Source organism: Alcanivorax sediminis (genome assembly GCF_009601165.1).
Taxonomy (GTDB): Bacteria; Pseudomonadota; Gammaproteobacteria; order Pseudomonadales; family Alcanivoracaceae; genus Alcanivorax; species Alcanivorax sediminis.
On the sequence record NZ_WIRE01000001.1, the window covers coordinates 857,236 to 878,877 of the forward strand.

Sequence of the window (21,642 nt, forward strand, 5' to 3'; positions counted from 1 at the left end):
CAGGCTCAATTTGTTCCTGTCCACAACCACTTCTTAACCACATCATAATTCCCGAGCACTACCTGCTGCGCCTCCGGGCCACGATGATCATGATCATCAAGCCGCAGGAGCTGAACAATGTAATTCGCCATGGCCGCTCGGCAAGGTATCGCCAATGCGCCTCGCGTCATCCCGTAATCCCGGGCAATGACTTTCTGTTGCGCATCAGACAAGCGTGGATCTGGTACCACCTTCAAGGTCAGTGACTTCTGCCAGGCTTTATCCTGGTCTGCGCCCTGTTCTCCCGGCAGGGTGATCTCAGGCTTGTCCATGATCCGGCTGAGAACGAAATCCCGATAATCACTGTTCTTTTCACACCAGGCTCTCACGTGCCAGCGCATGCCGTTATGCACCACGGTATGAGGCTGAATTACCCGGTATTCCGGCTCGGGATTGTTCAGGGAGGTGTATTCAATCTCCACCCGCAATCCTTCCCGGCAGGCCTGCAAGATGGGGCGTAACACTGCCGGGCGTAGGTCTCGTGAAGGTGGCAGCAATACCTCGGTATTCAGCTCGCGTACGTCCAGTGCCTCGAAGGCGCAGCTCAGATCTTCCCGGGAATGCATCATCTGCAGATACTCATCGGCCTTGCCGCGAGTGAATACCGGCTTGAACGCTTTGGCTGGCTTATAGCCTTTGAGTGAAAGGTCATACTCCAGATTGCCCGGCGCATACTCATTCAGATAGAGATTGATATCTTTGCTGGCCTGCTGGCGCCCAATGCCGAAGGCGCGCACCAGATGATTGGTGGTCAGTCGTCCTTCCCACAGGGCAATGACCTCAATCAGCCGGTACCGCAATAACAAATCCCAACGCAGCGGCCAGTCAGCCGCATTCTTCCCCGCTGTACGCGCCATGTTGTGCTCCAAAAAGCGACACATGCCGAAAGGCGACATGTTCATGTAGTCAGTATTGGCATGACGATAGTAAATGCATAATGTGGGGCTGTCATCAAGGGTTTGATGAGACCGCAGCAGGGATGCTGCACATTCAGGAAAAAAGGAAGTCGCAGGTTATGGCGAGTTGTTCACGATGCGGGATGGCAGGTGATAAAGAGCGCACCCACAGCAAGGGGCTCAGCCTGGTCACGATCCCCTATAAAGAAGGGCAGGGTGCAGGGCGTATTCTGGTCTACTGCCGGGACTGCTGGACAGAAATGGCAGAGCTCGTCGCCGAAGTCATTCCGATGGAAATGGTCAGCCCCGGCGTGCTTCTGGATCTCTATCGCACCGGCAAAACCACCTCCGACCCCTTTTCCGCCTGCGAGCTGTTGTTTGGCCGTGCGGAACCGGAGCTGGTGCGCGAAGCGCAAGTCCTGATTAGCCGGAACGGCCGCTAGTGGGAGTCAACATGAAAGACCTGCGCACCTATCTCCCGCTAGTTGTACTGTGGGCCAAAAAGCACCATGACCATATCCAGGAGCACGGCACTGAGCTCAACGAAGAAGGCATGGAAATGGCCAGAAGCGTGGGCGTAGCAGAGCCAGAACGCATCCGCATCATGCTGGTGGACGAGATCCCCTTCCAGGAAGACCCGGTGGTCTACAGCCTGGCAAAGAGCGTCGGCATGCTCAGCGGTCAGGTCACGGGCATCACATTCGGCCACTCCATCTATATCGTCAAAGGCTGCCAGTCCGCCCGGCTCTACAGCCACGAATTCCGCCACGTCCACCAATACGAAGTGCTCGGCTCCATTGGTGCCTTCATGGATGTGTATCTCGAGCAGGTCATGACATCCGGCTACCACCAGGCGCCCCTGGAGCAGGACGCCCGCCAGTTCGAGATCGGGCCCTGACAGGAGGAGCACCGCTCAAGGTGCGAACTACCCGCCGTAGGAGCCCTGCGTGCCCTTTAGGGTATGCCTGCAGGCGATCCTCTAACCTGACGGACCCGCTCATGAAAAAGTACCACCAGACACTAGACCTCACACCCGAATGTGATACTGTCCACAAAAACAATGAACAGGCTTCACAGCGGGCCAGGAAGGCTCGAATGATGTCGATTTGATGTCATTTAGGGAAAAGGAAGAAAAATGGGGATCGACTACAAGACACTCAAGAACCGTCAGCGCCAGGAACGGGATAACTACCCCGACAACCTGGGCCTGCGCGTCCACCGCGCCCTCAGCTGGTTCAACCGCGCCGAACAGGAAGCCGACCCGGACAGCCGCTTTATCTTCCTGTGGATCGCCTTCAACGCCGGCTATGCCAAAGCTATTCGCGTCCTGCTGGATCCACCCTGTGTCTATTTCTGTTTGCGGAATTACCAGAACGGCAAAAAAACCGGAGCGCAGTGGAGCTGTGGCTTGGGTGTGGTTAAAAAAGCGCCAATCCGACTTTGGCAAAACAGGGTGCCCTGCTGGCCGAGAACGGGAGTGTGATCTGCTGTAGCATACCAATACGGCTGATGGGCAAATAAGATGCGTCGAAAGCATTAGGCGTGTGCTCGGCGATCGCGCCAGTTCAGTAGGGAATCCTGGGTGCGGGTTGCTAGTTTTGAGTCGTGAGTAAGGAAATGCTGCAATGATTCCATATAGACATAACGCTGCCTGCGTGGCTCGCACATCAATATTTGAACTTTGCCTCTAATCAAGCTATTTCCGAGGCGATTAAAGGTCGAGTCTCAATCGGACCGGATCTTAAAAGGTGCATTTCTTCTGTTTGAGATGGAATGTAAAGCCAGTTTGCGGGCAATTTGGTCCAAGGTTCGAGCGAGAGCACTTAAATTACATTATTGGTCAATAAATGAACAATGGCGTGGTGAGGTTAGTAGCAGAGCTCCGGCTAGTTGTTGGATTTCTGGGCGAAAAGGCCCAGAGCGACTGGTGGGGAAGCAATTTCTTAGGTGGCACTAGTGGGGCATTTTTGGCGCCAGTATTTTCTCGTACCACGATGCTTGCTCGCTACCATGGTGTCTGCGAAGCAGCAACAATTGTGCATGATGAACATATTGGTCTGGGAGAAAATTTTCACTTATACCGACTCCCCGATGCTATTGAGCGTGCGGTGGCTCAAGAGGTTGCCGGTTTAGAGGAAAAACGGCTCTTGGATTCAGTGCTGTGCAGTAGTAGTGCCGCGTTGGATAGGCTAAAGACTCTGGCCGACGGGCAAGAACAGAAGGTCGAGGGGCCGGTGGTGGTAGGGAGTTATTCTGACGCAAATCTAGATGCCACGATGAGACAGTCTGCGCAGCACTACCTGATGGCATTTACTCAAGGCTACAAATGTTTTCCTTATTTGCGTGAGGCGACCTGAGCGTGTCCAGGGCCGTATATACAACTCAGCTGCAAGCGGGGCTCGGCCTTGTTGAAGAGACAAGGCTATTGTTGTCACTTTATGAAAAGAATCTCACTAGCAGCCAACTTTATGAGAAGGCTTTGAGTTCGGGCTTTTTTCCGCAGGTTTCAGCTCGGCGCTTAAGGAATATCGTCGTAGAGTGCTTTTTCCCAAGATATATAAAAACCGAATCGGCTCAGTACTTGAAGCGATTGGTGCCCAACTTGCAGTCTTCGACTATCAATCAATTGTTCTTGCTGTATACAGCATTCGCAAATGAAATTCTTCTGGACTTCATTCGTGAAGTGTACTGGGAGCGTTACTCTGGTGGTTTTGATGCTATTAGCACCGATGATGCCAAAGATTTTGTCTTGCATGCCGTTAGAGATGGGATGACGCAAAAAGCTTGGTCAGATACCACGATAAAAAGAGTCTCATCATATCTGCTTGGCTGTTGTGCGGATTATGGTCTGTTGTCATCCAGAAGAGGTTCCAAGCGCCATATACAGCCAGTTCGAATACAAGAAATAACAGCGCTATATCTGTCCTATGACCTTCATTTTAAGGGGTTTGGTGACAACGCAGTAATTAGTCATGCGGCTTGGTCGCTTTTTGGTCTCGAGAGCGCAGATGTCAGGGAAGAATTAAAACGGTTGGCAAAAAATGGCTGGATCATTGTGCAGTCGGCGGGCGATGTGACACGAATAAGCTGGCAATTCAAAACCATGGAGGAGGTGGTCAATGTCGTCACTCAAGGCTGATTTCAATGAGCTAATGGAGCGCATCAAGGCCGGTAGAGATTTTGGTCACGCAAGCTTTGAGCCCATTTTTTACCTGGTTTTTTCGCCTTCTTCAATACTGGAAGTCAAAAGGCAAATGCCTGCATGGGAAGCGAAGCTTCGTAACGACGGGTGGAGCGTGCATAAGTTTTCCATTGCTGAAGAAATACAGAAAATTCTCGATGCGGCGCCATTGAAAAAGATCTGGATCGCGGCAGATAACAAGGCGCCGTTGCAGTGGGAAAAAACTAACAAGGCATTGGCGAATGCGCTGACTAACGGTTCTCTACAGGAGCGCTTAGAAGCTGTGCTGCACGATCTCGAAGGTCAGCCCAGTGCTATTTTATTAGTGACAGATGTAGAAGCACTTCACCCTTACATGCGAATTGGTTCTATCGAGAGTCAGCTGCAGGGAAAATTTCATGTGCCTACTGTCTTCTTCTATCCTGGTGTAAGAACCGGAAAAACTCAGCTGAAGTTCCTGGGGTTCTACCCGGAAGATGGCAACTATCGATCAGTTCATGTAGGCGGCTAAAACATAGAATGAGTACTGTTTTGGGGAAAAACGATGGAAATTAAACAGTTATTCGATAGTAACAAAGATATCTATCGAACAATCGAAAAAGTTATCACCTACGGTGCGTCCCAAGAACAGCGCTTGAAGGCCGAAATCTCTGAGTACGTGGTGACGGAAAGCATCGAAGAGCAGTTCGAAAAACTGTTGGGAAAGATGCAGTCGGCCATGGAAGCCGGTGGGGAAAATGAAGTCGGCGTCTGGGTGTCGGGCTTTTATGGTTCGGGTAAAAGCTCATTTACTAAGTACCTGGGGCTGGCGTTTGATGATAGCGTTACCATCGACGGAACCCCTTTCATTCAGCATTTACAGAATCGTTTTAAGAAGCAAACCACTAAGCAGTTGCTATCTACCGTAGCAAAGCGATTCCCCGCGGCCGTGGTTATGCTTGACCTGGCCAGTACCCAGCTTGCCGATGCCAGCATGAAAGAGGTATCGACAGTTCTTTACTACAAGATCTTGGAATGGGCGGGCTATTCGCAAAACCTCAAGGTCGCCGCCTTTGAGCGCAGGCTGAAAAAGGAAGGCCGGTATGAGGAATTTCTCAACATCTTCTCCGACCAACTCGGCGGCGAGCAGTGGGCTAACTATCGCAACGACCCCCTGGTTGTAGATAGTGTGGTGCCAGAAATCGCGCACCAGATGTACCCTAATTACTTCAAAACCGCCGAATCATTCTCCACAGTAACCGAAGACTGGGTGGTGTTTACCGACCGGCAGGTAGAGGAGATGCTGGAGATTGCCCGTGAGGCGACTGGTAAGGAATACATCATCTTTATTGTGGATGAGGTGGGCCAGTATGTGGGTTCCCGTCAGAACCTGATCTTGAACCTGGACGGCCTGGCCAAAAACCTCAAAAACATCGGCGATGGCAAAGTCTGGATTGTCGGTACGGCTCAGCAAACCTTGACCGAGGATGATCCTAAAGCCTCGCTGAACTCACCAGAGCTGTACAAGCTAAAAGACCGCTTCCCCATTCAGATTGACCTTGAAGCCAACGATATCAAAGAGATTTGCTACAGCCGCTTGCTGGGCAAATCACCGAGTGGTGAAACGGAACTCGGTACCCTGTTCGATAAGCATGGCCAGGCCCTGCGTCACAACACCAAGCTGGTGGACGCTCGCGCCTATGGCGCCGATTTTGACAAGCAGACCTTTATCAATCTGTACCCGTTCCTGCCGGCGCACTTCGATATCCTGCTGCATCTGTTGGGCGCACTGGCGAAATCCACTGGCGGTATCGGCCTACGTTCTGCGATTAAGGTGATTCAGGACGTATTGGTAGAGGGTGCTGACCACAGTACCCCCATAGCCAACCAACCGGTGGGATGGCTGGCCACCACGGTCACTCTGTTCGATGCACTCAAGAAGGACATCGAAAAAGGCTACCTGTCGCTCTACCAATCGGTGGGCAAAGTAAAGATTCGCTTTCCTGACTCCAAGTTGCACCAGGATATCGCCAAGACGGTCTGTGTTCTGCAAATCCTGGGCAATCTACCCATCTCTATTCAGAACGTCACCAGTCTCATGCATGGTGGTGTTGCCGATGTATCGGCGGCAGATCAGGTAAAGAAGGCGGTCGAAGAGCTGATTAGTGATGCCATCGTGCCGCTGGGTGAGCAAGATGGCAATCTGTGCTTCCACAGCGAAAAACTCAACGACATAGAGCAGGAGCGGGGCACGATCCCCCTGCGGGCGGTAGAGCTGCGCCGTATTCAAAATGAAACCTTGCGCGAGGCCTACTCGCCACTGCCCTCAACCCACCTGAATGGCACTTTGTCGGTACAAACGGGGCTCAAGGCGCAAACGTCCGGAGGCGTGCCTGCCTCACTTTCCGGTGAACGTAATACTGTACAAACCGTGGTCGAGCTGGTTGACCCCACCGACTACGAAGCCGCCAAGGCCAGGCTGACCGAAGAGAGCCGCCACAAGAGCGCCAATTACACCATCTTGCTGTTTGGCCGTACCTCGCCAGAGATGGAGGAATTGACCGCAGAAATCTACCGCAGCAAAGAGATCGTCAATAAATACCGCAACGAGCCGGATCAAGAGGTCAAGGAATACTGCAACGGCCAAACCGATCGCGCCAATCGCCTGATGGGTGAATTGGAACGACTGATTAAGCGCAGCCTGGTTCAAGGGTCGTTTATCTTCCGGGGTGAGGTCACCGCAGTAGAGAGCATCAACCAGGATCTGATCGAGGCGGCGCGCAAGCATCTCGCCAGCGTGGCCGAGCAAGTCTTTGATCGGTACAACGAGGCACCGGTGAGGGCGGGAACCGACCTAGCAGAGAAATTCCTTCGTCTCGGTAACCTGAGCGGTGTCACCAATGCGACAGACCCTTTGAGCTTGGTGCAAACCCAGGGCGGCAGGCCGTCCATCAATACCGGCCATAAAGCTATCACCAGTATTCGGGACATGATCGAGCGCCAGGGTTCCATCGAGGGTAAACGCCTGATCGATCTGTTCACCGACGCGCCCTATGGCTGGTCACAAGATACGCTGCGCTACCTGGTGGCGGCCATGCTGGTTGCCGGAGAGATCAAACTAAAAGTCGCAGGCCGAGAAGTCACGGTAAATGGTCAGCAGGCTATCGATGCCCTGAAAACCAATAACGCTTTCAAGTCTGTTGGCGTCTCCCTGCGCGAAGAACGGCCCAGCAATGAGATCCTGGCCAAGGCCGCTGAACGATTGACTGAACTCAGTGGCGACATGGTCGTGCCACTGGAGGATGACATCAGCAAGGCGACCACCAAGCTTTTCCCCCAGTTGCAGCACCAATACGGTCCCCTGGCAGAAAAGCTGAAGGGCCTGAAGCTGCCCGGTTCAGATCGTCTGGAAAGCCTCAGCCAGGATATCAAGGATATTCTGTTCACCGACGCTTCCGATGCACCCCAGCGACTGGGTGGGGAAGAATCCGAGCTCTACGCCAACCTCAAATGGGCGGCTGACCTGAAACGCGCATTGGAGCAGGGCCTGGAGCAAACCCTGGGCGAGCTGCAGCAACATCGCCGTGAGCTGGATAGCCTCCCTGCCAGTGGCACGCCTGGCCAACTAAAAACCGAGTTGCAGGATGAAATCGCGGGTTTGAATGAGCGCCTAAACCATGCGGACTTCTTCAAGTACAGCACCGAGTTCGCCGGCAGTTTAACGACCTTGAAATCCAGGGTGCGCGATACCGCCATTGCCCTGCAAACCGAGCAGCAACAGCGCATTACCGATGCCGAGCAAGACCTGCGTCGGCTGTCAGAGTGGCCGGAGTTGACTCAGCAGGAACAGAACAACCTGCTGGCCGACCTGGAAAAGCTGGCTGTTACCGCCAGCGAAGATCTCACGGGCCTGCGCCTGCTCGTTAATCAGGAGTACGCCATTCAAAGCCAGGTGCAGGATATCAAACAGCGTATCCAGCGTATTGGCCAACAGCGCTTGCAAGACAAGTTGCGCGAGGAGCAAGAGAAGGCCATTGCGGAGGGTAAGAAGAAGATCTCTCGCACTCTTAAACCGAAACCGCAGATTACCTCCATCGCCGAGCTGGATGCCCTGATTGCCGAGCTGCAACAGCTGCGCGGCGAGCTGAAATACGCCCATGAGTTTGAACTGGTTATTGGGCTTGGCGACGACGACCCACAAGAATCCTAACAAGGCTGTACAGTAAATGGCATTTGATCAGAGTACCCGCAACCGCCTGCAGAAGTTTGTTAACGATGCACGAAACCTGTTAACCGAGGAATTTACTCGGCAGTTGCAGGCAACCTATGGCCTTGATCCCAAGGCCGGTTCTGTCGCGGCTGTCGATTCGCTGACACATCTGGATAATCGGCAGCGGCAAGTTGCCAATTTACTACGTGAGATCGTCAATCATTACGTCGCTAACAGTTCAGGTAAGAATGAAAAAGAGAAGAGTCGCCAGGCGTTGGATCGCCTTGTGCGCGAGCAGGGCTTTACCATTCTCAATCGCATCGCAGCTTTGCGGATGGCAGAGGCTCGTGGCCTCTTAATCGAATCTGTCGCCAAGGGCTACAACTCCAAGGGTTTCCAACTTTATAAGATGGTGGCCGGTACCAGCCATGGCGAAACCGGTGATGCTTACCGGAATTACCTGTTCAGTCTCTTCGATGAGTTCAGCGTTGATCTGGAGCTGCTATTTAGTCGGCACAGTGCCCAGGGCCAGCTTTTTCCGCGAGAAACGGCACTGCTGGAGCTGCTGGAACAGGTCAATCATCACGAAATTGAGCACCTGTGGGCCGAGGATGAAACCATCGGTTGGATCTACCAGTATTACAACTCGCAGGAAGAGCGCAAAAAAATGCGCAAAGAATCCAAGGCGCCACGCTCCAGTCGCGAGTTGGCCGTAAGGAACCAATTTTTCACGCCGCGCTATGTCGTAGAATTCTTGGTAGACAACACACTAGGCAGGCTTTGGTTTGACGCAACGGCCGGGAGGACCAACTTGTATGAGCGTTGTCAATGTCTTTTGGTCCAGCCGGAGGAGTTGGGAGAGAAGCGCACTAACACGCCACCGACCACCATGCGTGACCCACGCACGCTCAAACTGTTAGACCCGGCCTGCGGCTCCATGCATTTTGGGCTGTATGCATTCGACCTTTTCCTGGAAATATACCGAGAGGCTTGGGCATGGGAACAAGAGCTCGGGCCAGGAAGTCTCGATGTTTATACTCATGTGGAAGATGTGTTGCTGCCATTAAGACAGATTTACGCTTCAGAGTCTGATTATCTGCGTGATGTGCCAAGGTTAATTATCGAGCATAACATCTATGGCGTAGATATCGACCCCCGAGCAGCCCAGATCGCCACCTTGGCTCTTTGGCTGCGTGCTCAACGGGCATGGCATGAGGCGGGGATCAAGGCACAAGACCGACCCACAATTGCCCGAGGGCATGTCTTAGCGGCTGTTGCGCCGCCAGCCGAACAGGATCTGCGAGAGCGCTTTGCCGCCCAACTCGATACGTTAGATGCCGAGCTATTTACTCAAACCTTGCAATTATTAAAAGGTGTTCCCGAACAGGGGGTTTTACTGCAAGTCGAGCAGGAACTGCCTCGGCTGGTGCGGAAGGTTTGTGGTGAGCACGGCAGCTTGTTTAAAGAAGCGGACGAGCAAGCGTGGCAAAAGGCAGAAATACGATTGCGTGCTGCTCTGACGGAGTTTGCAGAAGCGGGGCAAGGTTGTTTTCAGAATCGACTATACGCCCAGGATGCTCTGGAAGGGCTGCGGTTGATCGATCTGTGCCGCGAAGCCTTCGATGTAGTGGTAATGAACCCTCCTTTTGGTGCACTGGCAGCAAATACAAAAGCAGAACTCAGCAAGGCCTATCCGAACAGTAAAAATGATCTATTGGCAATTATGGTTGAGCGCGGCCTCGAATTGTTGTCCGCCGGTGGCCGTATAGGTGCTATTACGTCTCGGACCTGCTTTTTCCTATCTAGCTTCACACGCTGGAGAGAAGAAGTGATCTTAACTAAGTCTCGGCCTCAATGCATTGCTGATCTGGGACTTGGGGTGATGGACGATGCGCTTGTTGAGGCTGCTGCCTACGTATTGGAGAAAGTGGAATGACCTGGTTCCTCCGAGTTTTGGAAGATAAAGACAAAGAGAACTCTATTCGCGAGATCATCCAAGTGTATCGCACTGGTGTGGACAGTAAAAAGGTGTTTCAAGTTCGTCCAGACTTGTTGGCTGAACTACCGGGGGCACCGTTTGCCTACTGGATTCCCCCAGCAATCCGGAGTGCTTTTGAAAGATTCCCCTTGTTTGAGGAAGCGCGGCCTACCGGTTTAGAGAAGATATGCAAGCCTGTTGAAGAGATTTGGCCAGAGGCGCGTATTGGATTGCAGACCTCCGATGATTTTCGTTTCGTTAGAGGGTGGTGGGAACCACTCAATGGTGACAAAAAATGGCTGCCGTTTGCGAAAGGTGGGCCTTATTCGCCGTTTTATGGCGACATCCACTTAGTGCTCAACTGGGCACTTGGTGGTGCAGAAATCAAGAATTTTATAGACATATCCAGCGGTAAGCTCATGTCGCGTCCGCAGAATACAAACTATTTTTTCCGGCCGGGTCTTACCTGGAGCCTCCGGACGAAAAGTCGCCTTTCCGTGCGTGTTTTACCCTCAGGCTGCGCTTTTTCAAACAAGGGCCCCAGTGTGTTCTGTGAGAATAACGACCCTGAGCAACTTCTGGCGCTACTGGGTCTGTGTAATACAGCTCAGTTTTACGAGCTAGTTGAGGTCCAGCTTGCTGCCGCCGATGCACAGTTGGGCGGGGCGGCGCATTCATTTGAAGTGGGTGTAATTCAGCGCACACCCCTTCCACCAGTTCCCCAAGATGACGCGAAAGAGTTGGCGCAGTTGAGTCATAGAGCCTGGAGTATAGCCCGTCGTACTTTTAGCGCGGTCGAGACCTCTAGGGAGTTTTTGTTGCCGACATTTTTACTTGCCAAGCTGGGGCTTATGAATGTGAAGCAAGACCGGGAAGAAGAGGCCTCCATTCGTCAACAGATCGAATGCATAGGAACGAGGCTATACGGGTTTATGTCTGGTGAGAGCGAATATCATAGTGATCGAGGAGCATCAGATGGTGAACTTAGTGAAGGCGACGAGGATGATGGTGACAACCATATAGAGTCTGATGTAGAGACAGATCCATGTGATGGGATGCAGTCGTGGGCTGTCGGGGTAGCTTTTGGTCGCTTCGACTGGCGTTTGGCCACACGTGAGCGCGAAGTGCCAGCTCAACCCAACCCCTTTGACCCACTGCCTATTAAAAGCCCGGGAATGCTACCCGATAGTACAGAACCTTTCCATGCTCACGCCGGCATCCTGGTTGACGATGAGGGACACCCCCATGACCTGGCGTACCTTTTGGAAGAGGTTCTGCAACGAGTCGATGCGCCGGTGCATGTGGATACGCGCCGTTGGCTACAACGGGAATTTTTTCCTTTTCATCTTCAGCGTTATTCCAAAAGCAGGCGAAAAGCGCCTATCTATTGGCCCTTGTCCACCTTATCCGGCAGTTACACCCTCTGGCTCTATTACCCAGATCTGACCAGCCAGACCTTGTTTACTGCTGTGAACGATTTTATCGAGCCTAAGCTCCAGCAAGTTCGTGGAGACTTGGACTCCCTACGTGGGAAAGGCAACGCACGTAGCAAGCAGGAGGAAAAGCGGCTTGAGGTGGCTTCAGATTTAAGCCAGGAGTTGGCGGACTTGCGGGACGCTTTACTGGCAATCGCGCCGAAGTATTCACCAAATCACGACGATGGTGTGCAGATCACAGCGGCCCCGCTATGGCAGCTGTTCCGTCACAAGCCTTGGCAGAAGGTGCTGAACGACACCTGGGAAAAGCTGGAGCAGGGTGACTACGACTGGGCGCATCTCGCGATGAACTATTGGCCAGAGCGAGTGCTGCGCAAATGCCACCAGGACCGCAGCTTGGCCATCGCCCGCGATGTAGAAGTGCATTTTTGGGATGAGGTCGAAGTACCCGTAAAGCGCGGCAGAAAACCTACTGGTGAGACTAAGTTTGAATGGCGGCCGAAAGATTTCAGCGAAGCAGAGCTCATAGCCCTGGTTAAGCAGTTGGCTGCAAGGGCGGAATAATGCCTTCTCTACCGGCTTTGGATACCAAAACCCAAATGAATCATTCGCCTCACGTGGTGATATTGGGTGCTGGTGCCAGTATTGCTTCGACGATCCGTAATCCTGAGAAATATGGCAAGCTATTGCCCGGTATGGCAAATCTGGTTGATACCCTCGGTTTAGAACCTCTCATCAACAGGTATGGACTTACCTACAATGGCCAAAATTTCGAGGCCTTCTATGATGGGTTGTCCCGGTCAGGCCGGTGCCCAGAATTGCTCGCTGAGTTAGAGCAAGCAATCTATGGGTATTTTTCTGATTTAAAGCTACCCGATGAAGTCACTCTTTATGATTACCTCGTTTTGAGCCTACGTGAAAAAGATATTATTGCCACTTTTAATTGGGACCCCTTTCTAGCTCAAGCCTTCGCGCGCAATATGCACGTTGTTGGTTATGAGCGCATGCCACAGATCGCTTTCCTGCATGGCAATGTGGCCATTGGTGTTTGCTATGATTGCAAGACTATGGGCTGGCGGCGAAATGGATGTACAAAGTGCAGTAACGATTTTAATCCATCTAAGCTGCTTTACCCCGTTGGAAAGAAGGACTACGCCAGCGATGAATTTATCGTCGCTGAGTGGGAGAGGCTCAAGTGGCACATGCAAAGGGCTTATTACGTCACGGTCTTTGGCTATTCGGCGCCCAGAACCGATGCCGAAGCTCGGACAATGCTGCTAGATGAATGGCAAGCAAACCCAGTACAAGAGCTTTCCGAAATCGACATTGTGGATATATTGAAAAGGACTGATAGGCCTGCTCTTGAATCAAACTGGAAAGAGTTTTTTGTTCGTTCGCATTACGGTTTGTTCGATTCGCTTCAAAAAACCCAATTGTTCTATCACCCTCGTCGCACCTGTGATGCTTTTGCAATGGCAACGCTGCAATGCAGGCCTTGGGCGGAGAATACCTATCCGGAAGGCTTGTCACTTGTCGAGCTACAAGACTGGATACAGCCGCTGATCAAAGAAGAAGCAGAAGGTATGTTTTCAGGAAAAACCTGTGAAGAATTAAGGAAAGCACAATGACGATCATGCAGCAATCCAGTAAAGCTCAGGATCGAACGCTGGGTGTGTGGTTTCAGGCAATTCAGCAGGGCCAGGTAAAACTGCCCCGTTTCCAACGCTACGAAGCCTGGGATCGCGGGCGGATTACCAGTTTTCTCAACACCATCATCAACAACCTTCCGGTGGGCGTAACACTCGCGCTGGATGTGGCGGGTGAGGAAAAGTTTATCTCCCGTTATATCGTATCCGCTGATCCCGCCGTGCCCGGAACGGTGACGCAGCACCTGCTGGATGGTCAGCAGCGACTGACTGCGTTTTGGCGAGCGATGCACAATAACTACGAATATGAAGATTATTTTATTTATTTGCCGCAGTTTGATCAGCGAGAGGCGAAGCAATCCGCAGATATTGAGGTGTATTGTCAGGCACGATGGGAAAACAAAAAAGAAACCAGATTCCCTGTTTGGGCTGATAATACCGCGAAGTGCTTAGAGCGAGGTTTGTTCCCCATTGATTTACTGTGCCCGGGCGATAAGGCAACAGCGGTCGATGAATGGATAAAGACGGCCACGCTGGGTCTGAAACCCTCTAAGGACGACCCGGATGCATTTGAAAAGTTGGAGAGCTACACGGCAATCAAGGAGAGCTTGAAGCAGGAGATCAACACCCTGCGCGAGCGGGTGACCCACTTCAACCTGCCGTATCTTTCATTGCCCTCCAACACGCCAAAAGATGTTGCCCTACAGGTATTCATCAATATGAATACCAACAGTAAACCGCTTTCCCTGTACGACATTATCGTCGCAGAAGTGGAGAGTGTGGCGGGCAAGTCCCTGCACGATTTGGAAGAGCACCTGGTCAGCAAGTGCCCCAAGGCGGCGCGCTTTGGCGATGTCAGAAACCTGATATTGGCGACCTCGGCGCTATTGCAGGAAAAGACGCCCAATAACAAGGGCATGGTCGAGATGGACAAGCAAGTGCTGCTCGACAATTGGGAAAAGCTGGAACACGGCCTGGAGCGCATGGCCAACCTGCTGGAAAGCCAGGGTGTCTTTGATGAAGCGCGTTTGCCTACCAGCAATGTTTTGGCGGTCGTCGCGGCAGCCTATGAGCTGGTGCCTGAGCATGGCGATTTTGTCGCCAAGGCTGAAAAGCTGTTGCGGGCCTATTTGTGGTCCTCCTTCTTTACCGACCGCTACGAGAATTCCGCAGCCTCCAGGGCCTACGCCGATTTTATTGGTGTTAAGGACAAACACCGGGGCATCAAGGCATTTTTGAGCACGCCAGATTTTGATGAAAAGGCGTTATCCGAAGTGCCTGTCTTCAATCGCAAGGAGCATGAGCTGGCGGATGAGGACGCCCTGATGGCGGCAGGCTGGCCGAAGAAAATGGGTATTGAGGCACGGGGCATCCTGGCGGTTTCCAACTATTTTGGCGCCCATGACTTTGCTGACAGCAAGCCGGCGTCATACGAGAGTATTCAAAAGCGCGAATACCACCACATCTTCCCGGATGCGTTGCTCTCTGAGGCGGGTATCGATAGTTACTACGCACTTAATTGCGCGCTGATTACCTGGAAGACTAACCGCATTATCGGTCGTAAGGACCCGTTGGACTACCTGAAAGAACGCGTCCAGTGGGCAGACGAGCACGCAGTATCTAACCGGCTGAAAACGCACTTGGTCTCCTTCGACTTATTGAGCAAAGCACATTACCAGGGCTTGGAAGGCGAAGTACTTAAAACCCAGCTGGAGGCGGATTTTCGCGAGTTTATGCGTGATCGAGCAAAGCTGGTTCACAAAGCAGTCGTTCGTCTTGCTGCTGGAGGTCAGCCATCTTTGGATTCAATTTGGGCCGCATCTTCAGCCGAGCTAGCGGTAGAGGCACAGCAGGAGGCTTCGAGCTGATATGAGTTTTGCAGAATTCTTCAAAAGCTCAGTACTGGAAGCGCGGCTCGCGAAATCACAAGTGATGGTGGTGTATGACCCTGAAGGGCGCTACCGAGATGTTTGCCTGGGGATGGCAACTGAGAAGCGATCGGTGGTGGATGGTTCCGAATCGAGTATTACCAGCCGAGCAGAGGCGATAGCGGACCTCGGGAAGCTGGGTGATCACCAAATCGAGCAGTTGCTGGTATATGTGCCGGCTACAAAACCCCTGGAAGACGAGGATAAGCAGAAAGATCCTTTTTCCCTATATGGGGTGTGTGGCGATGTTTTTCCGAGCGGGGATGGCGATAACTACCTGAGCTTGTGTCTTAAGGCCAAACCTGACCATGCGACGCAAGTGCGGGCAGTCTTTGACCAGGATCCTAATCCCAGCTTCGCGGTAATTGATGCCATCGGCGGTGGTCTCAGCTGGCCCAATCTACGGGCGTTGCTCAAGGTGGAGTCCACCCGTGACATATTGTTTGCGCTGCTGGTGCCTAGTGATATCCAGCAGTCTGCACTGAAAGAAACCGATAGCTGGGTAGCGGAAGCCAAAGCGTTGCTGCAGGCCAGTATCGGTCTAGGACTCAAAACCCGTGGTAAGACCTGGTCGGCTATTGGTGATGAGTTATGGCGCTTTGTGCTGTTCAGTGAGTTTGTCTTTGACCTGCCGGAGGAATTGCCACCGGGGCTGCAGGATGTGCCGTGTGCTTCGGCAGCGGCACAGCCGCTGATAGAGGATATGTGTGAGCGACTGCGCAGTGATCGCCGCACCCAGAATGCCTATATCGAGCGCGCTGAAGCGATTGAGGCAGAGCTAGATCTACCCAACATCTGCGGCCATATGGCGGATTTGGGTGAGCGGGACACCTTCCCGTTTGAGGAGCGGACTTTCTTGCTGCGCGCCATGGAGGCTTTGGCACGCGACGATACCGACATGGTAAAAGCCATCTTTGGGCGCCACGCGCAATCGGTTTGGACCGGTAAGGGGGAGAGCCAGGCACAATGGGACTTGATTCGCTCGGCATTTTCTCTGATGGAGTGTTGCCAGGATAACGACCGCCAGCTCAGCGAGCATGCGCGGAGCATGGATAGCCTGATTGAGTTGTATGTGAGCCAATTGCGTGAGGTCGATCGCTTGCACCGCGAATTTGAGCAAGCGGTCAGTGATTATGACTGGCAAGATGTTCAGGGCATTATGCAACCGGTGCAACAGCAGGCGCGAAAGCAGTACGGAAAATTGATCGAAAAGGTCCAGGTGCTGTTTACCAAGCATTTGCAGCAATCTGGCTGGCCGGTCGTTGGACGGCTCGCAAACGCCGACGTGTTCGATAAGTTGGTAGCGCCCAAACTTCAGCAAAGCGGTACCAAGGTGGCGTATTTGATGGTAGATGCCCTCCGTTATGAGCTGGGTGTCGCGCTCGAAAAACAGCTGGCTGAGGATGGCAAGGTTGAACTGAAGCCAGCGCTCGCGCAGTTGCCAAGTATTACGCTGGTCGGTATGGCTAGCCTGTTGCCAGGTGCGGGTACCGGGTTGAAGTTGGTAAAGAATGAAAGTGGTTATACCCCGTTTCTTGGCGATCAGCCGGTAGCCACCGTTGGCCAGCGGATGGAGATTCTCCGTAAGCGATACGGCCAACGATTCCAGGAAGGGCGATTAGAGGAATTTGTCCGTAACCGGTTCGAGATTGACGGCGATGTTGAATTACTGGTGCTGCGCTCAGTTGAGATCGACAGTCACTTCGAAAATCATCCGGATACCGCACCTACTGAGATTATCAATGCCCTCAAGCGTATTCGAGTGGCTGTGCACAAGTTGAAGGATGCGGGCTTTAGCGAAGTGGTGATCGCAACCGATCACGGCTTCTTTATGAATACCCATGCTGGGGCGGGAGACACCTGTGGCAAGCTGCAGGGTGACTGGCTGAACGAACACCAGCGCTGTTTGTTGGGCGAGGGAAGTGCCGATAGCCATCACTATTTGTTGAGTGCTGAGAAAGCCGGTGTTCGCGGCGACTTTACCAGTATCGCTGGGCCATTGAGTATGGCTTCTTATAAGTCGGGGATGCTCTATTACCATGGTGGTGCCTCGCTACCTGAGTGCATTGTACCGGTCATTACTCTTCAGCTGGAGACTCAAGAGCAGGCTCCGGTCTCCCAGGCGACGGTTTCATTGAATTATAAGAACGGTGCTAAGCGTATCACCACACGCCTGCCCGTGATCGAAATCAGCCTCGATACCCAGGATATGTTCTCTGTCGGTAATGATTTCGAGATCTTGCTGGAAGCCCACGACAAGAAAGGCGAAGTGGTGGGTGAAGCAAAGCCTGGCGGACTGGTTAATCCCGCCACCGGCACAATCACGCTGAAGCCAGGTGACAAGGTTCAGGTCACTTTGAAGATGCAGATGGAATACGAAGGCAAGTTCAAGGTGAAAGCGCTCAATCCGTCCACGATGGTGGCGTTCTGCCAGCTGGACTTAGAGACCGACTATACAGTTTAAAAAAGCGGTGTAATCGATGGATGAATTGGATAAGAAGGTCACGGGTATATTTGATGGCAAGGTCGTAAGAAAGGACCTGCTCCATCGAATTAAAAAAGGCACCAACGTGCCCACCTTCGTGCTGGAGTTTTTGTTAGCACGGTACTGTGCCAGTGACGACGAAGCTGAGATCCAGGGTGGATTGGAGGCTGTGCTTGAAACCTTGAACGATAATTATGTGCGGCCCAACGAGGCAAACAGAGCACAATCAAAAGTCGCGACTAAGGGCAAGTACAAATTCATCGACAAAGTCCATGTCAACTACGTGGAGAAAGACCGACGCCATTGGGCCGCCCTGGAAAACTTCGATTCCAGGCGTGTCGCGATCTCCGAAAAGTTCTACCGAGACAACGATCGGCTGCTACAGGGTGGGTTGTGGTGTGAAGTTACCATCGCCTATAACGAGATCGAGGACGACGACTACGCGTTTTACATCGAGGACCTGCGCCCGATTCAGCTCAGCAGGTTTAGCTTTGAGCGCTACTGTGAAGGTAGGGCGCAATGCTCACGCGATGAATGGATCGACATCGTTCTGCGCTCAGTTGGCCTGGAGCCTAGTAAATTAGCCCACCGGATCAAGATGCACTTTGTGGCCCGGTTACTACCGCTAGTTGAGCCGAACTTTAACTTCATCGAGCTTGGTCCTCGAGGTACTGGGAAATCCTATTTCTTCAGCGAATTTTCACCGTACTCCACGCTGATTAGTGGTGGCCAGGCTACGAAAGCTACGCTGTTTTATAACAACCAGCGCAAGAAAATTGGTCTTGTGGGATTTTGGGACACCGTCGCATTTGATGAAGTTGGCGGCATTAAGGTCAAAGACCCCGACACCATTCAGATCATGAAGGACTTTATGGCCAATGGCCGGTTCTCGCGTGGGGTGGAGGTGATCGCTGACGCTTCCATGGCATTTGTCGGTAATCTCGACCTCTCCGTCTCCCAGATCGTGAATTCTGAAGTCTACGATCTTTTCCAGCCGCTACCCAAGGAATTTGATCTTGCAGTAATGGATCGTTTCGCCTGCTATCTTCCCGGCTGGGAGATGCCGAAAAACAGTAGTGATTTCTTGACCAGTAACTATGGTTTCATCACCGATTACCTGGCCGAAGCCTTCCATTACCAGCTCAAGCAGACCAACCGCTTTGAAGAGGTCAGCAAACGTATTCGTCTAGGTTCTTCAGTCGAAGGTCGGGACGAGAAGGGAATTAAAAAAACCGTTGCAGCGTTTTTGAAGATTCTCCACCCCGATGGCGCTCCTTCCGATGAGGAGTTTCACGAGTATGTGGAATACGCGGTCGAGTGTCGGCGCCGCGTGAAGGAGCAGATGAACAAGCGCAAGTCGGATGACGAGTTCGCCAAGATCAATCTGTCCTATATCGGTGCGGATGGCAAAGAGGTAATCGTTTACTGCCCCGAATCGAAGTCGGCAACAGCGACACAAGAACCTATTCGGCGTGATATTCATTCGGACAAGGCGCCGGATAAACCCGTTAAAGCAACGCTAAAATCAGGGCCAGGGGTAACCCACGACCCAATCACCACGGACATCGCTGACACCCCTGAATCGCCGTCGGCAGATGAACCTGTGAATGAAAAGTTGAAAGAGCAGCACTACACCATTCATTACGGTGACACGGGATTCAGCTACGAATCAATTATTGGTCCTTATCTGTACGGTGCAAAGTCAATTGAAATTGAAGATCCCTATATTCGGGTGACGCACCAGATCCACAATTTTGTCCGTTTCTGCGAAGCAGTCATCAAGACTCCAACGGTTCGTAAGATACGTCTAGTTACCAGTTATGACGGCGATACGGACGTTACAAAGATGTCAGAGAACCTGAGTGAGCTGAAACAAAGTCTGCTTGAGCTAGATATCGAATTAGAGATCAAGGTTAACGAGCACATGCACGACAGAGAAATCCGTATCGATAACGGGTGGACTATCAAGATTGGGCGTGGACTTGATTTTTTCCAAAAACCCGATAGTTGGTTTGGTATTGGGGCAAATGATTTGAGTGCGAGAAAGTGTTTAGAGACGAAGGTGGATATATTTAAACACGGATCATTTTAACTAACGGCTTCTGGTGAATGGGTTGCCCCATTTATCAGAAGCCATAAGTTAAATCTGTCCCTAACTATTTTGCAAGACTTTCTATATGCTGCTTCAAATCAGGTCGTTGCTTAAGGATGGATAATAATTGTTTCAGATCCTTGTCTTCGCCGTTGTTTCCCTCCGGTTCCAGTGATATCCAGCCGGATTCCTCCCCGGGTAGCTGTATGTCCACGTCCATGCCAAGTGCAGCTGATTTAGAGGAGAGTGCATCTCTTAACGCATGCCTGTTTCTGTCATCTCCGTGCTGAAGAAAAATGGTGTCTCCGGCAGGCAAGTAGCCCTCTTTTGCGTTGCACAGCACCCAATTCAAAAGATCTTCCTGGTCTCCGTGGGCTGAATAACCTTTGATTTCCTCAATGTTAGCCATGATTTCGGCGATAGCGATGCTTTGCTTGCTATTCGGCCAGTGGATTATGTTGCCGTTCATTCTCCTGTCAGGGATTGGAAGGCCCCGAATGGATAACAGCTTCCCGCAAATGGTGTTTGCTCCGCAAAATCCCGTCGTTGCCACAACGTTGTTTTTGTTAGTTAACAACATCGGAAGCCAGTAAGCAGCGCGCCCAGCGTCACCGTTACCGGATCCTGTTACGATGACCGTCGGACGGTTAGAGGAGGCAAGTTTCTCCCGTGAGGGAATGTTCCGGGATATAATGGGCTTCCAATTGTGGGCTATTTGGTTGCCTTCCAGCAACCCTTCCCACTTACTGTTTTCTTTATAGAGACTGATGGCATCCATGGCCTTTGCTGCCTCTTTAAGGTGTTCCGGGTGTATGTTGGTAAGTCCCAAAAGATTGAACACTTGTTTACCAAGCCACATAAGCCTCGTCTTCTTGGGATTGCTCTCCGTTTTCGGCCAGAATCTGCGCGTTTCATCCAGGATTTCACGACCGAGCGGAAAGTCATAGTAAAAGTCGACTTCGTCGTATTGCTCAGGGTTATCAGCAACGATGGTATGCAAGTCAAAAAGGATATCCTGGCTGCGGCCTAAAGCAAATGCTGGAATGACCAGTGTTCCTTGAGTGCTGATAATTCTGTCAATCAGTGTCTTCAGTTGATTTCTGCGGATAACCGGGTCCTTTTCCATGTCTTCGCGGTTGATGGAGCCGTATGTGGACTCCATGACAGCATAGTTGTGCTTTCCTGGATTCATGAAGTGGCGAATGGTTGGTAACGTCTCGTAATCTTCGCGCTGAGGACCGATATCTCCTGAAAAAACTATACTTCTCTGTTCCGGTGACCTAGGTGTGCCCCAGAAGATACTGGCAGATACTGCGCCAAGTATGTGTCCAGTTCTAAGGAACTGGACAAAAAGGTCTTGGTCAACGGGGTGATAGCTGCCTAGAAGCGGTTCTCGCTTGAAATGACACCATTTAATGCTGTCGATATTTTCCTGCTTGAACAGCTTGGGACTCAAATGCATTGAGTTTTTATACTGGATCTCCGCGATCGCTGCAGTTTCTTCAGTGCAATACACCTTTCCATCAAAGCCTGATTCGTAAAGAGAGGGTATTAGCCCGCTGTGGTCCATGTGTGCGTGAGTGAGCACAATAAATTGAATCTCTGCCGGGTCGAATGGCCACTCCTGGTGATTCCACTGATCCGCAGTAATTTCACCCTGCTGCATTCCACAGTCGATTAAGAAGCTCCAGCCTTTCTCATTGTCACGCATCCAGGTGCAGGATCCCGTTACTTTTCCCAGCGGTCCAATGAATTTGATTTCCATATTGATT

15 protein-coding genes are annotated in these 21,642 nt (G+C 51.9%); 13 read left to right on the forward strand and 2 right to left on the reverse strand.

The features are described from left to right. Window positions 1-5: 5 nt before the first annotated feature. The gene (locus GFN93_RS03760; protein ID WP_153499065.1) at window positions 6-896 is read right to left on the reverse strand and encodes a helix-turn-helix transcriptional regulator; all 891 of its coding nucleotides are present in this window, start codon (window positions 894-896) and stop codon (window positions 6-8) included. Between the two features lie 182 nt (window positions 897-1,078). Between GFN93_RS03760 and GFN93_RS17290 the strand changes: the two genes are divergently transcribed. The 13 genes from GFN93_RS17290 (at window position 1,079) to brxL (ending at window position 19,870) form a co-directional block, all read left to right on the forward strand. Then, window positions 1,079-1,378, forward strand: coding sequence for a hypothetical protein (locus GFN93_RS17290; protein WP_235901633.1), 300 nt, complete (start codon window positions 1,079-1,081; stop codon window positions 1,376-1,378). 11 nt (window positions 1,379-1,389) lie between these two features. Then, window positions 1,390-1,833 (forward strand): hypothetical protein, encoded by a 444-nt coding sequence (locus GFN93_RS03770; RefSeq protein WP_153499066.1) that lies wholly within the window; start codon window positions 1,390-1,392, stop codon window positions 1,831-1,833. 237 nt (window positions 1,834-2,070) lie between these two features. Then, window positions 2,071-2,418 (forward strand): HEPN domain-containing protein, encoded by a 348-nt coding sequence (locus GFN93_RS17295; protein WP_235901634.1) that lies wholly within the window; start codon window positions 2,071-2,073, stop codon window positions 2,416-2,418. Window positions 2,419-2,782: 364 nt separating this feature from the next. Further along, window positions 2,783-3,292 carry a BrxE family protein gene (locus GFN93_RS03780; RefSeq protein ID WP_153499067.1) on the forward strand — a complete coding sequence of 170 codons (510 nt, stop codon included), beginning with the start codon at window positions 2,783-2,785 and terminating at the stop codon, window positions 3,290-3,292. Between the two features lie 2 nt (window positions 3,293-3,294). Beyond that, on the forward strand, window positions 3,295-4,074 hold the full coding sequence (locus tag GFN93_RS03785) for a BrxA family protein (RefSeq protein WP_208993716.1): 780 nt from the start codon (window positions 3,295-3,297) through the stop codon (window positions 4,072-4,074). Continuing rightward, complete coding sequence (locus GFN93_RS03790; RefSeq protein WP_153499069.1) at window positions 4,055-4,627, forward strand: BREX protein BrxB domain-containing protein; 573 nt, start codon at window positions 4,055-4,057, stop codon at window positions 4,625-4,627. Before GFN93_RS03785 ends, GFN93_RS03790 begins: the two co-directional genes overlap by 20 nt. A gap of 33 nt (window positions 4,628-4,660) precedes the next feature. Continuing rightward, a complete protein-coding gene (gene brxC / locus GFN93_RS03795) occupies window positions 4,661-8,305 on the forward strand; it encodes a BREX system P-loop protein BrxC (protein WP_153499070.1) in 3,645 nt (1,214 codons plus the stop codon). A 16-nt stretch (window positions 8,306-8,321) separates the two neighbouring features. After that, a complete protein-coding gene (locus GFN93_RS03800; protein WP_153499071.1) occupies window positions 8,322-10,241 on the forward strand; it encodes an Eco57I restriction-modification methylase domain-containing protein in 1,920 nt (639 codons plus the stop codon). Then, window positions 10,238-12,283 (forward strand): BREX-1 system adenine-specific DNA-methyltransferase PglX, encoded by a 2,046-nt coding sequence (locus GFN93_RS03805; RefSeq protein ID WP_153499072.1) that lies wholly within the window; start codon window positions 10,238-10,240, stop codon window positions 12,281-12,283. The genes GFN93_RS03800 and GFN93_RS03805 overlap by 4 nt, the downstream gene beginning before the upstream one ends. Further along, window positions 12,283-13,347, forward strand: coding sequence for a hypothetical protein (locus GFN93_RS03810; protein WP_153499073.1), 1,065 nt, complete (start codon window positions 12,283-12,285; stop codon window positions 13,345-13,347). The genes GFN93_RS03805 and GFN93_RS03810 overlap by 1 nt, the downstream gene beginning before the upstream one ends. After that, the gene (locus tag GFN93_RS03815) at window positions 13,344-15,233 is read left to right on the forward strand and encodes a DUF262 domain-containing protein (protein ID WP_153499074.1); all 1,890 of its coding nucleotides are present in this window, start codon (window positions 13,344-13,346) and stop codon (window positions 15,231-15,233) included. Before GFN93_RS03810 ends, GFN93_RS03815 begins: the two co-directional genes overlap by 4 nt. Window position 15,234: 1 nt before the next feature. Then, window positions 15,235-17,757: a PglZ domain-containing protein gene (locus tag GFN93_RS03820; RefSeq protein WP_153499075.1), complete on the forward strand. Its 2,523-nt coding sequence runs from the start codon at window positions 15,235-15,237 to the stop codon at window positions 17,755-17,757. Window positions 17,758-17,773: 16 nt separating this feature from the next. Beyond that, window positions 17,774-19,870: a BREX system Lon protease-like protein BrxL gene (brxL, locus tag GFN93_RS03825; RefSeq protein ID WP_153499076.1), complete on the forward strand. Its 2,097-nt coding sequence runs from the start codon at window positions 17,774-17,776 to the stop codon at window positions 19,868-19,870. Between the two features lie 64 nt (window positions 19,871-19,934). Here brxL and GFN93_RS03830 read toward each other — a convergent pair whose 3' ends face one another. After that, on the reverse strand, window positions 19,935-21,635 hold the full coding sequence (locus GFN93_RS03830) for an MBL fold metallo-hydrolase (protein WP_153499077.1): 1,701 nt from the start codon (window positions 21,633-21,635) through the stop codon (window positions 19,935-19,937). Window positions 21,636-21,642: the final 7 nt, after the last annotated feature.

Coding starts and splice junctions, on each gene's coding strand:
- GFN93_RS03780 (WP_153499067.1), top strand. CDS start 2,783: ATGAACAATGGCGTGGTGAGGTTAGTAGCAGAGCTCCGGCTAGTTGTT.
- GFN93_RS03805 (WP_153499072.1), top strand. CDS start 10,238: ATGACCTGGTTCCTCCGAGTTTTGGAAGATAAAGACAAAGAGAACTCT.
- brxC (WP_153499070.1), top strand. CDS start 4,661: ATGGAAATTAAACAGTTATTCGATAGTAACAAAGATATCTATCGAACA.
- GFN93_RS03770 (WP_153499066.1), top strand. CDS start 1,390: ATGAAAGACCTGCGCACCTATCTCCCGCTAGTTGTACTGTGGGCCAAA.
- GFN93_RS03760 (WP_153499065.1), bottom strand. CDS start 896: ATGGCGCGTACAGCGGGGAAGAATGCGGCTGACTGGCCGCTGCGTTGG.
- GFN93_RS03815 (WP_153499074.1), top strand. CDS start 13,344: ATGACGATCATGCAGCAATCCAGTAAAGCTCAGGATCGAACGCTGGGT.
- GFN93_RS03800 (WP_153499071.1), top strand. CDS start 8,322: ATGGCATTTGATCAGAGTACCCGCAACCGCCTGCAGAAGTTTGTTAAC.
- GFN93_RS17290 (WP_235901633.1), top strand. CDS start 1,079: ATGGCAGGTGATAAAGAGCGCACCCACAGCAAGGGGCTCAGCCTGGTC.
- GFN93_RS03790 (WP_153499069.1), top strand. CDS start 4,055: ATGTCGTCACTCAAGGCTGATTTCAATGAGCTAATGGAGCGCATCAAG.
- GFN93_RS03820 (WP_153499075.1), top strand. CDS start 15,235: ATGAGTTTTGCAGAATTCTTCAAAAGCTCAGTACTGGAAGCGCGGCTC.
- brxL (WP_153499076.1), top strand. CDS start 17,774: ATGGATGAATTGGATAAGAAGGTCACGGGTATATTTGATGGCAAGGTC.
- GFN93_RS03810 (WP_153499073.1), top strand. CDS start 12,283: ATGCCTTCTCTACCGGCTTTGGATACCAAAACCCAAATGAATCATTCG.
- GFN93_RS03830 (WP_153499077.1), bottom strand. CDS start 21,635: ATGGAAATCAAATTCATTGGACCGCTGGGAAAAGTAACGGGATCCTGC.
- GFN93_RS17295 (WP_235901634.1), top strand. CDS start 2,071: ATGGGGATCGACTACAAGACACTCAAGAACCGTCAGCGCCAGGAACGG.